This is a genomic window from Colwellia psychrerythraea, assembly GCF_000764185.1.
GTDB lineage: Bacteria > Pseudomonadota > Gammaproteobacteria > Enterobacterales > Alteromonadaceae > Colwellia > Colwellia psychrerythraea_B.
The window spans coordinates 215,984-233,823 of sequence record NZ_JQEC01000021.1 but is presented as its reverse complement, the minus strand read 5'-3'; the positions used below and the strand labels follow the sequence as shown (position 1 = coordinate 233,823).

Sequence of the window (17,840 nt, the reverse complement as noted above, 5' to 3'; positions counted from 1 at the left end):
AAAGATATAGCCTAGCCGATAGATTTTACCTTAAAATATATAGGCTAGGCTATTTTTATACATTTTTTATAGCGGCAGTTTTTATCGTTCAAAAAAAACGCAACTGTAAACATCAATCAATATCAAATGAATAATAAAGATCACTTGATTGTTCAATGCCACTGACAATCTCTAACCATAATCGATTAAGTAAATATAATCTTACCGTCAATTCATTAATAGGTTCGTATACACCAATACCGTATTTCAAGTAGACACGATCACCCACATAACCACTAATGGTTGCTTGTGTGGTATCGCCTTCACCTTCAGTATCAACGGCAATATTACTAATCAGTGGAAGTTTCTCTAGTTGATCAAATAAACCAACACTATTTGTTACCCCAAAACCTATCAGCATGCTTGCGGCTGCGGAGCTACTGCCGCCACCTGAATCTAAACCGCGTCCTCGCGCTAAATAAGATAACATTTCAGGGGCTTCCATCGTAGGCGTGGAGAATAATTGCATATCTAAATTGTCAGCTAAACCGGTTATTTGCAGTCCAACTTCAATATCTTCGGCTTTAATATGTCTACTGGCGCGTAAATTAAAATAGGGGTTAGTGAGCGGGCCGTTAAAGGTTAATTCGCCTTTTTCAATCGTTAGCTTTTGTCCGTAAGCTTGGTAGCTGCCATTTACTGATTGAATATTACCGAAAAGTTGCAGTGGTTGTTTTTGTTGTTGAGTTACTTGTAACTGGCCAAACAAATGGCTTTCTAAACCTTGTCCTGTCACGTTAAATGCTTTTTTGATATTAATACTGACATTGGTTTCAATCGCTAAACCAGATTTTTCTTTAAATACCTCTTTACCTTGAGCATCAATAATAATGACATCATCACTCAAATCAATACTACCATGTGGCAGTTTTTCAATATTATAATTCCCTGCTAGTACATCAAGGTTGCCGGTAATTGTTAGTATTTTTTCTTTGAGTAAAAAATTTAATCTTGGGGATACTTTCACTGCCAATTGTGGCGGAAATACGAGCGGTAACTGCTCGGCATAAAGATCGATATCCATAATGAAGTTATTTTGCCATGCAAGCTGACCTTTGATCTTTGCTTTGTTATCTTTTATTGAAAACTCCCCAAGTAGGTTTGCTTGATTATTGTTAATTTGAACTTCAGCATTAATATGCTCAAGTTTATTGGGGTTTTGACTTAACAATAACTCGCCATTATTGAGTGCTAAATAGCCGTTTATTAAAGGCACCTTTATCGTGCCCTTAACGGTTAGCATCGAGGATATTAGGCCTTGTAAATTAACTACATTACCAATAAGGGATTGAAAGGGTTGTAAATTAAACTGATTAAGTTCTATTTGAGTATTAATAGCAAAGTCATCAACCAAGTTTACTTTTGAGTTGATGTTGATGAGCCTTCGATCTTGAGCGTCATTTAGCTGGAATTTACTGCTGAGTAGATTTTCATTCAGCTTGAACGAGAGTTCGCCATCGCGCCACTGACTTACTTGTTGCTCACGGTACTCGTCATGCACTGTTATGTTACCCGATGACACTGTAAAATTAGCTTGAGCTGATATTGCTTGCGTAGGTGACCATTTCGCCTTTATCTCACCTGAAACTTTACTCTGCAGTTGCACCTCTTTGGGCAAAACCAATGCATCTATTAACGATAAATCTAAGTTTAATCCGAGACTTATATCACCTGATTCACCAATAATGGCATCATTTGGTAAACAAATATCAAGACCTGTGCCTTGCCAGCAATGTTTATCGATAAATAACTGCTGTTTATCGACATTAAAATTTAATGAAAAATCGTGAGTGTTTTGCCAAGTTTCTTGTTGATAAGTTAAGGCTGCCTCTTCAATAGTGCTTTGCCATTGGTTAAGTGATTCATGCCATTGGCTGGTGAATTTCAACTTGCCCGCAAGGTCGCCTTGCCAACCGAGTTTAAATTTTTGCTTATTAATGTCTCCAGAAAATTTAAGAACAATATCTTGCAAACTCAAGCTGTTATTTTTATCTGTGATCTTTAAACGTTTATTGTTTAAAGTTAAGTTTATTTTATGTTTTCTAAAAGGTTGATAACTAGCAATTATATCGAGAGAAGGGCTATGAAACTGCTGCCAATTTAGCTGACCGAATTTATTATGTAAGCTAATAACGGGGTCTTTTTTATCACCTGTTATGGTGAAATAACTGTCAATAGATCCACTAACCAATGCATACCAGCGATTTATTTCAGTAATCACGAGTTGGCCCTTTACCTGCCAGTTTTCATTACCAGATGTTTGTAAGGTTAATTGGTCTTTATCAACGGCTATTAGCAGCTCTGCTTGCGCTAAATCACCTGATGATAAGTAGCCAGATTGGTTTAAAGCGATGTCTCCTTTAATTATTATCACAGAATCATTGATGGTGGCAGAGACATCGGTATTGTTAATAAAGAGTGACCATTGTGACTCTGACCAAGAGCCAGCACTGGTTATTTTTCCTAAAACTCGACCATTAATAACGTCCGGCAATATGTCTTCAATAACATTCGCTTGGCTTTGGGCATTCACACTGGGGTTAACACTATTTTTAGCGCTACTGTTAATAGCTTGCGGAAATACTAGCGCCTTGAGGTTTATTTTTGGCAAGGTAAAACCAGGCGATTCAGCAAATAATTGCCAACTTGTTATTTCTGATTGAAAATCAATACTTCCGTGTATGTCTAATTGGCTGTGAGAGTCTTGTTCGTTAAATGCTAATTCTTTAAAAGTGATCAAACCTTGTTGATGTTTGGCTGATACATTTAATTGAGCATCTTTATAACCATAACTATTAAGCCGGCTAGTTAAATTAATCGTTTGCTCAACTAAATTACCCGCTAGCTCTAAGGACAACGATGATGGCTTGCCGTATTGCGCTAAAGACAAGGGGAGGGGCAGTTTGTCCGCTGATAATTGTAGTGTAAAAGGCAGTTGTTGTTTTGTTAAATTAATGTGTGCTTGGCTGGTTAAAACAACGCTGCCTTTACTGGTAGTACTGACAGTTAAATCATCAAAAGAGCCTTGTAGTGATAAGTCTATTGTTGAACCAGACGCTTGTGGCCAATGTGCTATGTTAGTTAGTTGGGCAACTAACTGCGCATTAATTTTATAAGGCGGAATAAGCTCAGTTTTTAGCGTTGACTGGCTAATTTTGTACTCTACTGTGTTAGTTTTAAAATTTGTTATATTAACGTCACTTTTAACCCAAGTACCGCTAAGGTGGCTTTGTTGATAAGGCCATTGACTCTTACTTTTGACGGCACTCTTCACAGTATTATTTTTCTGTGTTTGATGATCTATTATGCGTAACTTATCAACAAATAACTGTTGTATATTTAACGATATCGGTAAAGGGACTTCAGGCAGTGTACTAAAAGCAGTGTGTACTGAATTTGCCATTTCTTGTGTATTATTAGTTTGATTTTTTGTCGAGCTATGTTTTTCATCGCTAGTGTTTTTTGCTAGCGCAATCGTTAATTTGTCAGCATTTGGCTGCAAGATAGAAAATTGGCTGGCCTTAATATCAAGCTGTGCGGTGAACTGCTCAATATCTATTACCGTTTGGTTAATGGCCAAATGGCTTTTAGTAAACTCTACTGCTTGCGCCTCGATGGCAAAGGGCATAACAAACAGACGGTCATCATTTAATGTTGCTGTATTTTCTGTGGTAGCATCAATAGAGACCGTATTTACCAAAGCTTCATCTTTCGACCTTCCATCTGACTTTTTATCCAAGTTATCTTGTAAATTATCATTGATATACGTTAAGGAAAACGTGTTGACTCGTAAGGCTTCAAGGCAGAGTTTTTTTCGCCAAGAGCATGAAAAATCAATTTCAGCGGCTAAATCGGTCACTTTAATGTCTAAAGTTGCTAAGTTAAGGTGAAAAGAGTTGAGTTCAATATCTCTTATTAATGAGCCAGCCTTGTAATCAGCATTAATGCCGTCAATATTGTTTACTAAGCTAATGGTTAGTTGGCTGCCTATTGGTGTGGTCAGTAATACAGTGAATAAACAAAAGAGTAAGATTAGCCACTTCATCACTTTATAAGTAAGCTTATACATTCTATTGCGCCAGATCATAGCTCAGCGCCTAAGTTGATATGAAGTCGCCAACCATTATCTTTATTATCATAATCATTAATGCCATAGGCAACATCAAGCTTTATCGCGCCTACTGGCGAAATATAGTGTAAACCGGTGCCAAAAGAATAGACCAGTTCAAATTCACCTTTATCAGCAGCACTACCACCATCAGAAAATAGGGCAACACGCCATTTGTTGTTTAAGTAATATTGATACTCTATGCTTGCCACTATCAGGCGAGTACTGCCAACTACTATAGGATCTCCTTGTTCAGGGTCCGATGATGAAGGAATTGTTGAACCAATAGATTGATAAGCAAAGCCCCTAATACTTTGATCGCCACCAGCATAAAAACGTAAAGAGGGCGCTAATTCTGCATCCCTATCTACATAAATAGCACCATATTCGGCGCGGGTAACTAGGCGGTGATTAGCTTTTAAGGTGGTAATATAGTTCCAGCGGCCATGAATTCTAAAAAAACTATTGTCTGAACCTACTTTTAAGTGAGCGCCTTCAATATTATAGGTTTGACGAAAACCTTCACTTGGATCTAATGGTGACCCTAAACGAATTGTTCTTGACCAAGTGATGCCCGGAATAAGATAGCTTGCAGCGTCTTCGGACCACTCTATATTCGGTTCATTCACGTCAAGCTCATATTTCCATTTTTCTTTATGATAACGGGTATAAATTTGCCTTTGCCATAAATTGTCGCTGATCAGTCGACCAATTTGAGTTGAGAAAAATTGAGTTTTTTGATCGGCATAGTCTTCATACTCAACGCTCATTTGAAATTGCAGTAGATCATTTCTGGGGTGGCTTAATGGAACACTATAAATAAACTTACCCGTTGGATTTATTTTTGAATATTCAAATTTAGTTTCTTGAAAGTGCCCATATTTATTAATCAAAGGAGTACGCCAAGCGGCGGAAAGACGATATTCGGTATCGGTAGCATAACCAACACCAAAATCGAATTGATGACTTTTAGCAGGGGTTAGTGAAACATGAATTGGAATGGTGTATTTATCATTAACGTTATCTTCAATCTTGGCACCAGGCACGGCGATAATGCTGCCAAAATACTGAGTTGATTGCAGCTGGTGCTGTAGTTCATGAAAAGTACTGGTACTGTAATATTCCTCTTTTTGAAAGGGAATTAAACTTGATAATAACTCAGGTTCGAGATCAAAATCACTAAAGTTAACGTCGCCAAATTGAAATCGTGGTCCACTTTGATAGTGCAAGCTAATATCAGCGTACTTATATTGTTGTTTGATGGTTATTTTACTTTCAGTTAACTCACCATTAAAATAACCTCGCTGTAGTGCTAATGAAAGCAAGTCAGATTTTAAATCTTCATATTTACCATGATGAAGATGCTGACCGTGTTTAATCTGAATATTATTGAGTAATGCTCGGAATACGGTATCTTGATTCGCCTGCCCATCAAGGGTGATAGATACTTTATCGATTAAAGTTGGCGAGTTTAAGCTTATATTAAGAATAAGTTGCCATGGCTCTTCAGCTGTTTTTTCGCCTGAGCTGACGGTAGCAATAATTTCGGCTTGATAATAGCCAAGAGCTTGCAGTGCTTGCTGGGTGTTATCTTTGGCGGTATAAATAAAAGCAGAACGCGCTAAGTCACTTTTGGGCAAGCTACCTAAATGAGCACGTACATTATTATGAACAATTTCAGGCAACTGCCCTTTGAGGGAGACCACTAAATTACTTGCCTTAACCGAGTGACTTAAAACAAAAAGAATCAAGCCGTTTGCAAATATTCTAAAAGATAACATTAAACGGGAAACCAAAAATAAGTGGATATCATAAGTCTAACAATGGCATTTATTACAAAAACCATTAATCAATTGTATTATTTAGTTATTATCGCATAAATACAATTAAAAAAGCGATTACAGATATACAAGATAGACAATTGTAAACGTTATTAAGTTGATTTATCAATATCAAGGCGGCAGTAAGCTAAGTAATGAACAGCTAACATTTCAGTAGAGAATAAAGGGGAGGAGTTTGAATCGGTTAATAGGTTATATAATTAATAAATTAGAATGACTTATCAGTAGGTATAGGTGGCACTTTTGAGGATAATGTTTGTGGTGCACACCGATAATTCAAGTTGTGCTGTTACTTCAAGGTAGTCAACCTTAGCCGACTACCGCTAACAAAATTTACAAGCTTAAGTAGAGATATATTCTATCCATGTTTTAACGCTGAAAATTGGTTATAGGGGAATATTGAGCAAGTGCTGCTTATCCAGAGTTCAGGTTATTTATAAAAGTGAACAAGTGAGTACATTACTCACCATACAAATTACCTCAAGGTATTATGGCTATAACGAGACCTTATTTCTAATTAAAGGCAGAGTAAGGCTTAGTTATCCCCTATTAATTATAACCTAGTACGTAGCTATAATTTGCTTCTTCAACTAAATCGAAATACCGCATTAAAGGGGCCTCTACTTGAGCGTTATGAGCTTCTATTGATTCGTTATTCTTTGTTAGGCTTGCCACTGAGTTAGCCACTATATTAGTCGCTGCATCTGTCGATAAGTGTTCTACAACACTATTGCTGTTACTTTTCATGTGCGCTTGTATATCATCTGTATTAGCCATTTTTATTACCTTGTCGAAACCGTTATTAATTACCTTGGATCACCATAATGTAATTTTATGTTTAATAATGATAAGACTTAAATTTAGCCCATCCATAAATAAAGGTTATGGCTAGTTGAATGCACTAAGTAACTTGAAATACCTTTTTGAATATATCAATGAGTAAATTCACCTTGTTAACTTCCCTTGGTGTTTTTTTTGTCACTAATGACAAATTAAACTGATAAGTATGACTACTGGGTTTGATAATACGCATCAGTCCTTGGTTTAATTCTTCTTGAATATAACTTTGTGGCATATACCCTAAGTAACGGCCAGATAAGATCATAGTTTTACGGGTATCAAATTGATAAGACTTAGCTGATAAGTTAAGTTTCATTAATTGTTCTTTACCCTCACTGTCTATATCGATACCTGGGTGTATGGCGGCAACCTGGGCTAAATCTTGTTCTGAGATAGTACTATCAACTTGAGTAAAGAAAGGGTGGCCTTTGGCGCAGCATAAAAAAATAGGCTCATTTGACAGGGCACTATAATTTAATCCCTCTATCTGCTGATAGCTTGGAAATAAACCAATGTGGGCTTTATCTTTTAATAATTGCTTTTCAATAGTGGAAATAGAGTCACCATCTAAAACAATATGTAAGTTGGGAGAGTCATCGTGTAACTGTTGAATAACTTGCGCCAATTTTTGTTGTTTGAATGAGTCTAATTGATCGGCGCATAAAATAACTAATTCACCACTTAGCTCTTTTCCCAAAGTACCTACCAACAAAGAGAAGTCGTTAAGTGAGTCAAATAACTCAATTACTGCACGATAAACCGCTTGGCCGTCTTCGGTTAACGAAAATCCACCTCGCCCGCGTCGACATAAAGTTAACTTCATCCGTGTTTCTAAGTTAGACATATGCACACTGATGGTTGAGCGAGTAATACCCAGTGCCAGTTCGGCGGCAGCAAAGCCACCGTATTCAACAACAGAAGTAAAAATTCGTAATAACCGTAAGTCATATTCAGTTACTGGTTTGGGAATAATTGACGTTTTTTTCATAAGCAACTTTTATATAAGTTTGGTTTAGTCCAAACAATAGGTTTAATGTTTTATATTTAACCTGACTTTGTTATGAGTTTCAATAGGGGTATATACCCAAACTAGATACCATTATTGAGGAGTTCGTAATGTACGGCTTAAAAGATAAACAGTTATTGAAAAATTTTTCTTATATCAATGGCAGCTGGCATAGCAGTGCCACTGAGTTTTCAGTAACTAATCCAGCCAATGGCGCAGAAATTATCAAGGTCAGCAATGCAGGCGTTGTTGAAACCAAACTGGCAGTTAAAGCGGCTAAAGATGCATTAGCAATGTGGTCGGCAAAATCAGCGGGTCAAAGAGCGAGTTTATTGCGTAACTGGTTTGATTTAATGATGGCAAACCAAGAAGATTTAGGCCGCATTTTAACCCTAGAGCAAGGAAAACCTCTCTCTGAAGCTAAGGGGGAAGTTGCTTATGGTGCTTCATTTATTGAATGGTTTGCTGAGGAAGGTAAGCGTGTTTACGGTGATACCATTCCAGGGCCATCAAACGACAAACGTATTATGGTGATTAAGCAACCTGTCGGTGTTGTCGCCTCAATTACCCCGTGGAATTTTCCTAATGCCATGATTGCCCGTAAAGCGGCAGCGGCATTAGCAGCAGGTTGTACTTTTGTTGTTCGTCCAGCAAAACAAACGCCACTTTCTGCGCTTGCCATGGCTGAACTTGCCGAAAGAGCGGGTATTCCAGCTGGCGTGTTTAATGTGGTGGTTGGTGAAGATGCTCGCGGCATGGGGGCAGTATTAACATCGCACCCAGACATCGCAAAATTTACTTTCACTGGTTCAACGCCTGTAGGCAAAACCTTATTGAGTCAATGTGCCACGTCAGTTAAAAAAGTATCGATGGAATTGGGCGGTAATGCACCTTTCATCGTTTTTGATGATGCTGATATCGATTCTGCAGTGCAGGGAGCTATGGCCTCTAAATACCGCAATGCAGGACAAACTTGTGTCTGCACCAACCGTATTTTTGTGCAGCAAGATGTACTTGCACAATTTACCGAGAAATTTGCTAAAGCGGTCAGCGAATTAAGCTTAGGTGATGGTCTAAACAACGGCGTAACAATTGGGCCGATGATATCCGCTCAAGCGGTTAGTGATGTAGATAACTTAGTGAGCAAGTCAATTGCCGCGGGTGCAACATTAATCACTGGTGGTAAAAAAGATCCCGCTGGTGATAATTTTTATCAAGCAACCATTTTAGGCAATGTAACCAATGATATGCCAATCGCTGCCAATGAAATATTTGGTCCGGTATCACCGATTATTGCTTTTGACAATGAAGCTGAGGTGCTTGGTATGGCAAATGATACTGAATATGGTTTAGCTGCATATTTTTATTCTCGAGATATTGGCCGAATTTGGCGTGTAGCTGAGGGGTTAGAATTTGGGATGGTTGGCATCAACGAAGGCATTATTTCTAATGCAGCAGCGCCTTTTGGCGGTGTTAAGCAATCAGGTAATGGCCGTGAAGGTTCAAAATACGGTTTAGATGATTATTTAGAAATCAAATATTTGTGTATGGGCGGTTTGGATAAATAGCTTCCCCCAAAAGAACAAATCAAAGTAACAAATTACAAACAGCGCCATTAAGTGAATATGTTAATGACACTGGTCAGTTGATCGATAGAAAAATAGAAGTAGGTAAATAAAATGACAAATTTAGAATTACAACAAAGAAAAACCCAAGTAATTGCTCGCGGGCAAGGCAATATGTACTCAGTGTATGTAGAGCGTGCAGAAAACTCAGAGATTTGGGATGTTGAAGGTAAACGTTATATCGATTTTGGTACCGGAATCGCCGTATGTAATACCGGCCACAGTCATCCGAAAGTTATTGCCGCGGTAAAAGCTCAACTTGATAAATTTAGTCATACTTGTGTCATGGTAAACCCTTATGAAGTGGCAGTTGAACTTGCTGAAAAATTAGTGGCTATTGCCCCTGGTAATTCAGATAAAAAAGCAATTTTTGTTTCAACTGGCGCCGAAGCCGTAGAAAACTGTGTGAAAATAGCGCGCGCTCATACTGGACGTCGTGGTGTTATTGCTTTTAATGGTGGTTTTCATGGCCGTACCAATTTAACCATGGCATTAACCGGTAAAATCACCCCTTATAAAAACTTATTTGGCCCTTTTCCAGGTGATATTTTCCACGCACCATTCCCTATTGCTTGTCATGGCATTACCGTTGAGCAATCACTTAAAGCGATCGAAAATCTTTTTAAAGTGGATATTGCGCCAAGTGATGTTGCGGCAATTATTGTTGAGCCTATTCAAGGTGAGGGTGGTTTTTATCAAGCGCCAAGTGAATTTTTACAAGCATTACGTCAGCTTTGTGATGAACACGGTATTGTCTTAATTGCCGATGAAATTCAAACGGGGTTTGCCCGTACCGGTAAAATGTTTAACTTTGAATACGCCAATGTTGAACCTGATTTAATCACTATGGCTAAAGGCATTGCTGGCGGTTTCCCTATAGCTGCTGTTGTCGGTAAAACTGATATTATGGATGCACCTTTACCAGGTGGTTTAGGCGGTACGTATGGCGGATCACCTGTTGCTTGTGCTGCAGCGCTAGCGGTACTTGATATAATTGAAGAGGAAAATTTAATTAGCCGCTCCAATCAAATTGGCGCACTATTTAATGAGCGGTTATCACAATTACAAAACCAATTCCCTGATTTGATTTTAGATGTTAGAAATAAGGGCGCTATGATAGCGATAGAACTTATTCACGGCGGCGATGTTGAGCAGGCCAATACTGAGTTAACTCAAGCTATTATTGCTAATGCCGCTAAGTATGGTTTGGTGCTGTTAGCTTGTGGTTTTTACGGTAATGTTATTCGATTTTTACCCGCATTAACGATTAGCGATGATATGGCTAATGAAGGTCTTGATGTCTTCAGTCGTTTATTTACTGATGTTGTTGCCACACTTGCCGAGCAATAGCCCAATAAAAATATATAATATTGAGTATTAATTGAATAGCACAAAATTGAGTAACTAGCTTAGTTACTCAAGCTAATTCTTTAGCAAGGCCATACCCTTAGGTTATACGTCATCTAAAGATAGGAATGTATGTTTTTGTATTTGACCTGTTTTGATTGTTTATACTCGGCAATGCTAGATAGCACCTTACTTAATTAACCCTCCCTTTTTTAGCAAAAAACTTGGAATAACTATGCGACAATTTATAACACTAATAATTATCTTAGCCGCTTTTGGTTTTCATTCTACTGTTAATGCAGATCAAACCGTTAACATTACCGGCCGTTTGTTTGATGAATCACATAACCCTCTCAGTAATGTAAAAATCACCCTAAACGGGAAAACGGTGAGGAGTAATGAGCAGGGACATTTTGTTATGCCCCTTATAAAATCAGCTGTTAAAGACGATATTTACCAACTTAGTTTTGTAAAAAAAGACTATTTTAGCAATATCCAAACGTTCAGTCATTATGAACTATTCTCACTGCAAACTAAAAAGCGTCACGGTGTTATTGCTGATATGACCTTAGTGGCTAAAAAAGAAAAACGCGTGATGCTTGCTTTTGGCGGTGACGTGATGATGGACCGACGTTATTACAAGCCTTACTTTGGTGATTCTATTTTGATTCACCCTGAAACAAGGCTTGAAGACAGTAAAAAAATCGTTGAGCACATCAAGCCTTATATGAGTATTGCTGATTACGCCGCTGTAAATTTAGAGACACAAATTGCCGATAAAAAGCCAGGTGACCGTGCTCCTAAGTCAGTTACTTTTTATTCTCGCCCTGAAATTCTTGACGCTTTATCATGGGCAGGTATTGATTACGTAAGTTTGGGTAATAACCATACCTATGATTACCTAGAGCCGGGCATGGAATCGACTGTTGCATTTCTACAGCAAAGCCAATTAGGTTTTTCTGGTGCTGGTATGAATGAAAAACAGGCATTAAAAGCGCACCGCGAAATAATCAAGAACACCAAATTCTCTATGTTAGGTTATGTTGGTTGGGAAGGGCGGTCTGAGCCAACTCAAACCGCTACCCATCAACATGGCGGTGCCGCTTACGGTTCAATGAAAAATATTTTGAACTCCGTTGGCCAAGAAGTGGCTGAAGATAGAGTGACTATAGTGCAATATCATGGTAGTCAAGAATATGCAAATAGCCCAACCGGTGTTACTGAGCAAAGGTTAAAATCGGCACTAGACAAAGGCGCGGCGCTTGCCATTGCTCATCATCCGCATGTTACCCAAGGTTTAGAGTTATATGATAATAAATTAATTGCTTATTCTATGGGCAACTTTATCTTTGACCAAAACTTTAGTGCCACCCAACATAGCTTTATTTTGTATGTTTGGTTAGATGAAGGGAAATTTCATCGCGCCGAAATAGTGCCTCTATATGTTAAAGGTTATAAACCAACACCTGCTACTGGTGTTAATCGTTATACGGTAATGAAGCGATTAACTGAGCTTTCTAAGGTACGTAATACCCATATTCGCCAATCAGGTGGTCATGGTGTTATCACGCCAATAACTGCGTCAGTCACTGTTAAGTCAATAAACACTGAGGTAACTAAGAACAAGTACGTTCAAAAGGCAGGAGAGCAGTATAAGTTAACTTTTGCCCAAGGTAGTAAAATAGCGAGCTTGTATCACTTACCTTGGCATCAACAATTAAGTGAGGTTTTGCTGGATAACGAACAGGTAAAATATCGCTTAGGGAAAAACTTAATCAATGGTAGTGACTTTGAAAGTTACCCAACTTTTGATAGCCCAGAGCGCGGTTTATTTTTTGATAGAAGTTTGATGACTTTAAATAATGATGGTGCTAGTGGTAATCGTAGTATTGCTTTAGCGCTTAACAAGCAACAAGCCACTACTTTTGGGGTAAAGAGCTTTTGGCGTGTTTATTCAGCCAGCAGACCGATGACGATTAAAGCCAATTATAAAATAAAAAATGCAGTCAAATTAAGCTATTATTGGCAAGGTAGAAAAAGTAGACAAAAATTATTTGATGCTTTTAAAAATAGCCCTAAACACTTAATAAAAACGGTAGAGTTAACAGGCAAAGATAAATGGCAAAGCGTTGAAGTAGACTTTAATTCACCACGAATTGGTTATAAAAGCTATCGCATTATGGTTGAGGTTGAATTGCTCAATGGTAGTACTACCCAGCTAGCTATCGATGACTTTGCTGTTATTGAATGGCATAGCGCTTTTACCAATAGCTCAAAACCACCATTCTTTACTCTGGATAGTCGTCAACCGGCTTATTTAGGTTTCTCTGAAGTAATGAAAACGGATAATAGCAATTCTAAAGGTGTTGTTATCACCAAGTAATTCCGGAAAGAGTAAAAGCCCTGCATGCAGCGGGGCTTTTTTTTGTCTGTATTTCATACGATTAATGTTGGGTATATCGAGAGGGTTTACATAAAATTACATTTTATGCTTTTAATTCATTGATCTATATCAAATAAAGGTGCTTAATTCCAGTTTCTCAACTACCTTGATTTGATTGTTTATATTTTTACACTAAATTTCAAGTTATCTTATCAGTTCACTCCTTTGGATATATTTTAATGAATAACTCACCAGCAAATGAAATAACCTTGTCAGACTCTGAACAATTGGTCTCAATTACCGATCTAAATGGCAGGATAACTTATGCTAATGATGAGTTTTGTAGCGTTTCAGGTTACTCCCTTACTGAATTAGTTGGCCAACCTCATAATATTGTTCGTCATGCCAGCATGCCTAAGGAAGCGTTTGCTGATTTATGGCAAAAACTAAAACGAGGTGATTCTTGGCGAGGTATGGTAAAAAATTGCAGTAAAAACGGTTGTTTCTATTGGGTTGATGCTTATGTAACACCATTATATGAAAACAATAGTGTAATTGGTTACCAGTCAGTAAGAACTAAGCCTTCAGATCGTCAAAAGCAAAAAGCTCAACAATTATATGACCGAATAAACAGTGGTAAATTAGCCCATGACTTTAATGCTAATACTATGCTTAAACGTATCATGGCGGCAATTATTATTATGCTTGCGTGTCTAGCAACTTCACTGTATTTAACGCCGCTAGTATCTACAGCTATTCTATTGACCACTATTGGATTAATTTTTCTTATTTTTTCTGAGGAACTTTTGGTTTTTCCAAAATCAGCGTCACGGACTAAATCGGAACTTGATAGTCCATCACGACTTATATTTTCAGGCAAAGGGCTGACCAGCATAGTCAATTACCCAGCGGAGTTATACAAAGCAAGAATAAGCACTATCTTAGGTCGTAGTAAAGATTCAGGCCGAAGTTTACTCAAAGTAGCAACTGATCTTGAACAAGCCGCTAATAATATGATCGAAGGCATTCATGAGGAAAACTCTCACCTTGAACAGTTTGCCACCGCAATTACGCAAATGAGCGCTACTATAGATGAGGTGAGTGCCAATACCACACACACTCATGACAAAATGGTAAACATCCAAGATGAATGTAAGCAAAATATCAATATCACTAAAGTAACTCAAACTAAAATCATTACGTTAGCAAATGAAGTCGGCGTTGCCGCAGAAAGTGCTATTGATTTAGTTAAAGATGTGGATAAAATATCAACAATCATGTCTGAAATACAAGGTATTGCCGATCAGACTAATCTACTGGCTTTAAATGCGGCGATAGAAGCAGCTAGGGCTGGGGAGCAAGGGCGTGGCTTTGCTGTGGTAGCCGATGAAGTTAGGACTTTAGCAAGCAGAACGCAGGGCGCTACCGTGCAAATTGAAACTTCTGTACAAGCGTTACAAACAACCTTGCAACAATGGAGTAAGGTGATGTTGGCAAGTAAAGCTAATGCGGAAGAATGTTCACAAGACACAATAAAATTAAATCAAGCTATGGATAATATTATTAGCAATGTTAACCAGGTTAGTGATATGACAGCCCAAATAGCAACAGCAACCGAAGAACAAAGTGTTGTTGCTAATCAGATGAATCAGAGTATTGTCACTATAGACGGTATCTCGAAAAATAATGCTGATTTAGCCGAACAGGTAAATCACTGTGGCATTGAAGTAAGCAAAAGTGCCGAGCTAATTGATGGTTTAAGTACCACATTTAAATAATTACCAATCCTTAAACTGTAAAATCTAGAATCATCACTTAACCCTTGCTAATTTAACAATACAAGTAAATTAGCAAGGGTATTATCAACGGCTCTGTGTATCTATAGCCCCGACTTTAGCTAATTTTTATATAATCTAAAAAATCCTCACGGCTTGAAATTATCCCGTATCGTACCAAGGTAATAAGTAACTCACCTTGTAAGGATGTTTATGTTACCTATTTTGATACCCTTGTTTATTGCCATCACTATTATTGGCTCTTTAATGGCCAAACCATATTGGCGTGAATATAAACGCGACAAAGTACGAAGCCTGCCTTTTAAGAAGGAGTGGCGAAAAATAATCCAACAACGTATGCCTTATTTCAGACAGATGCCTGCCGATTTACAGTTGCAGCTTAAACAACATATTCAAGTGTTCATCGCTGAAAAAGAATTCATTGGCTGTAACGGCGTTAAGATTACCGATGAAATAAAAATCACCATAGCAGCACAAGCTTGTTTATTATTACTCAACAGAAAAACCGATTATTATCCAAAATTAAAAACTATTTTGGTATACCCAAGCGCCTTTGTTAAACAGCAAAACCAGTTAAATCCAGATGGTACTCAGTACACCAAAAGGATTGCTTTATCAGGAGAGTCTTGGGATTTTGGTAAAATAGTCTTATCTTGGCAAGACAGTTTACATGGTGCAGAGTTACCTAACGACGGTCATAATGTGGTTATTCATGAGTTTGCCCATCAACTTGATCAAGAGAATGGCAAAGCAAATGGCGCACCTATCTTAGGTAAAGGCCAGAGTTATCAATGCTGGTCACATGTGTTTTCCGAGCAATTTAAATTATTAAGAAAGCAAGCAAGTGCAGGCATGCCATCAATATTTGACTATTATGGCGCAACTGAGCCTGCAGAGTTTTTTGCGGTTGTTAGTGAAGTTTTTTTTGAAAAGGCACAGCAATTTTCAATAGAACACCCGGCACTTTATAAACAAATGACAAACTACTACAAAGTGGATCCCATTCATTGGTGAACTGTATAAGCTTTTGAAGTTATTATTGTTTAGCTCTTGTTTAAGCAAGTGAAATAGAGGATTATTCTTAAGCTAAATATTACTTAACTAATAATATATAGCGATACATAGACTTGTAGGAGGCCAACAAGTCTAGCTAACAGGGATAAAATAATATATGGAAATACACCAAATATCCTTTGCAAAAATCTCTGTGTTGCGCAAAGATCTTGCCGAGATTACCGTTTACAATGGTGCTGATATTGACCTCAATATGGTTGACGAAATACACCACTATTTATCATCTATTTTCAGTGATTCATTTTCACTACTCATTAACAAAACCAATGCGTATTCAACACAACTTGATGCACTAATACAGTTTGGTACTTTAACCGCTATTGATAAAATCGCCATATTTGCACCTAATAAGTTGGCTAAGATGAGTGCTGAATTTTCGGCGAGTATCCCAAGTTCAACCGACTTAAATATTGAAGTATTTACCGATCGTGATGAAGCACTTGCTTGGTTGATTTAAAGTTTTATTTTCTAACTTGCATTACATAAAGCCTTAGCAATATTAATGACAATTTTTCGATCATAAAGCTGACATAACTTTCGTATTTATATCTCACTCTGGGGCACAAAGTGCCTTCGCCTATCTGCATCAGATCATGACTGTAAAAAGTCAAATAGTATAAGTCACAAATCGAACGCTCTATATTAAAGGACAATTGTTTGTTGCTTTAGGCTGAAAAGACAAGGCGCTAATATGCAAGCCCATTTATTACTATTACCAACTTGTAATAAACAATTTTGTTTTTTTCAACATAAAATAAATAAACTAAAAACCTCTAGTCTATACTCATACTAAATAGACAATATTTAGAGAAACTTATATAAAAAATATGCGACCGGAGATATTAATAGTCGATGATATTAATAGTAATTTGTTGGCTCTCAAACATCTATTAAAAGGTTTTGAAGCCGATTTAATCACGGCTGATTCCGGACATAAAGCATTATCATGCGCGATATCAGCTACTCGCTTGGCATTGATTTTGTTAGATGTACAAATGCCTGAAATAGACGGCTATCAAGTGGCCCGATTACTCAAAGGTGAAGAGCAAACAAAAAATATCCCGATAATTTTTGTCACGGCGATAAGTAGAGAAGAAGATCAAATATTAAAAGGTTATAGCTATGGTGCGGTTGATTATCTGACTAAACCGATTGTTCCTGAAATTTTACAGTCAAAAGTGAGGGTTTTTCTCGATCTTTGGTTATTAAGAGCAGGGTTACAGCAAGAAATAGAAAAACGCATTGAAGTTGAACAGCATATTTCTTATTTAGCTCATCATGATGAGTTAACTGGTTTACCAAACAGGCGCGGTTTAATTAACGCCTTTGACGAGCAAATAAATAGAGCAACTCGCTTTAATAAAAAGGTGATCTTGTTAATGATTGATTTGGACAAGTTCAAGCAAGTAAACGATCTATTCGGTCATGAAGCGGGGGATTTCACCCTAAGGGAAGCTGCTGGTAGAATAAAATCATTGATTCGCCAATATGATACTTTTGCGCGGGTTGGTGGTGACGAATTCATTGTTTTAATGAGTGAAATAGAAAATACCGATATTGTGCAAAGGAAAATTGACCAAGTCATACTAAAGAAAATAGGACAAACAATTAGCTATCAGGGGCACTCGATAAAAATTGGTGCAAGTGTTGGTATGGCAATTTTTCCTACCCATGGTAGAAGCATTGATGAATTGACCCGCCATGCTGACGATGCAATGTATCAAGCGAAGCAAGCTGGTGGTAATCAACTTCATATCTTTAATCCTTTGCAATAAAAATGG

At 37.7% G+C, this 17,840-nt stretch carries 11 protein-coding genes; 7 read left to right on the top strand and 4 right to left on the bottom strand.

The window, feature by feature from the left end:
* Positions 1-112: 112 nt before the first annotated feature.
* The 4 genes from GAB14E_RS12505 to GAB14E_RS12520 all read right to left on the bottom strand — a co-directional run bounded on the left by GAB14E_RS12505 (position 113) and on the right by GAB14E_RS12520 (position 7,816).
* A complete protein-coding gene (locus tag GAB14E_RS12505; RefSeq protein ID WP_197061189.1) occupies positions 113-4,108 on the bottom strand; it encodes a translocation/assembly module TamB domain-containing protein in 3,996 nt (1,331 codons plus the stop codon).
* 14 nt (positions 4,109-4,122) lie between these two features.
* Positions 4,123-5,928 carry an autotransporter assembly complex protein TamA gene (locus tag GAB14E_RS12510; protein WP_033082167.1) on the bottom strand — a complete coding sequence of 602 codons (1,806 nt, stop codon included), beginning with the start codon at positions 5,926-5,928 and terminating at the stop codon, positions 4,123-4,125.
* A gap of 609 nt (positions 5,929-6,537) precedes the next feature.
* Entirely contained in the window at positions 6,538-6,765 is a 228-nt protein-coding gene (locus GAB14E_RS12515) for a hypothetical protein (RefSeq protein WP_033082166.1), read from the bottom strand.
* Between the two features lie 124 nt (positions 6,766-6,889).
* On the bottom strand, positions 6,890-7,816 hold the full coding sequence (locus GAB14E_RS12520; protein ID WP_033082165.1) for a LysR family transcriptional regulator: 927 nt from the start codon (positions 7,814-7,816) through the stop codon (positions 6,890-6,892).
* A 128-nt stretch (positions 7,817-7,944) separates the two neighbouring features.
* On the opposite strand from GAB14E_RS12520, the gene GAB14E_RS12525 reads away from it, so the two are divergent.
* The 7 genes from GAB14E_RS12525 (at position 7,945) to GAB14E_RS12555 (ending at position 17,834) form a co-directional block, all read left to right on the top strand.
* Complete coding sequence (locus GAB14E_RS12525) at positions 7,945-9,402, top strand: NAD-dependent succinate-semialdehyde dehydrogenase (protein WP_033082164.1); 1,458 nt, start codon at positions 7,945-7,947, stop codon at positions 9,400-9,402.
* Between the two features lie 111 nt (positions 9,403-9,513).
* Entirely contained in the window at positions 9,514-10,809 is a 1,296-nt protein-coding gene (gabT, locus tag GAB14E_RS12530; RefSeq protein ID WP_033082163.1) for a 4-aminobutyrate--2-oxoglutarate transaminase, read from the top strand.
* A gap of 232 nt (positions 10,810-11,041) precedes the next feature.
* The gene (locus GAB14E_RS12535; RefSeq protein WP_033082162.1) at positions 11,042-13,189 is read left to right on the top strand and encodes a CapA family protein; all 2,148 of its coding nucleotides are present in this window, start codon (positions 11,042-11,044) and stop codon (positions 13,187-13,189) included.
* A 239-nt stretch (positions 13,190-13,428) separates the two neighbouring features.
* Complete coding sequence (locus GAB14E_RS12540) at positions 13,429-14,967, top strand: methyl-accepting chemotaxis protein (RefSeq protein ID WP_033082161.1); 1,539 nt, start codon at positions 13,429-13,431, stop codon at positions 14,965-14,967.
* A 210-nt stretch (positions 14,968-15,177) separates the two neighbouring features.
* Positions 15,178-15,999: a M90 family metallopeptidase gene (locus GAB14E_RS12545; RefSeq protein WP_033082160.1), complete on the top strand. Its 822-nt coding sequence runs from the start codon at positions 15,178-15,180 to the stop codon at positions 15,997-15,999.
* 157 nt (positions 16,000-16,156) lie between these two features.
* Entirely contained in the window at positions 16,157-16,516 is a 360-nt protein-coding gene (locus GAB14E_RS12550; RefSeq protein ID WP_033082159.1) for a SpoIIAA family protein, read from the top strand.
* A gap of 370 nt (positions 16,517-16,886) precedes the next feature.
* A complete protein-coding gene (locus GAB14E_RS12555; protein WP_033082158.1) occupies positions 16,887-17,834 on the top strand; it encodes a diguanylate cyclase domain-containing protein in 948 nt (315 codons plus the stop codon).
* Positions 17,835-17,840: the final 6 nt, after the last annotated feature.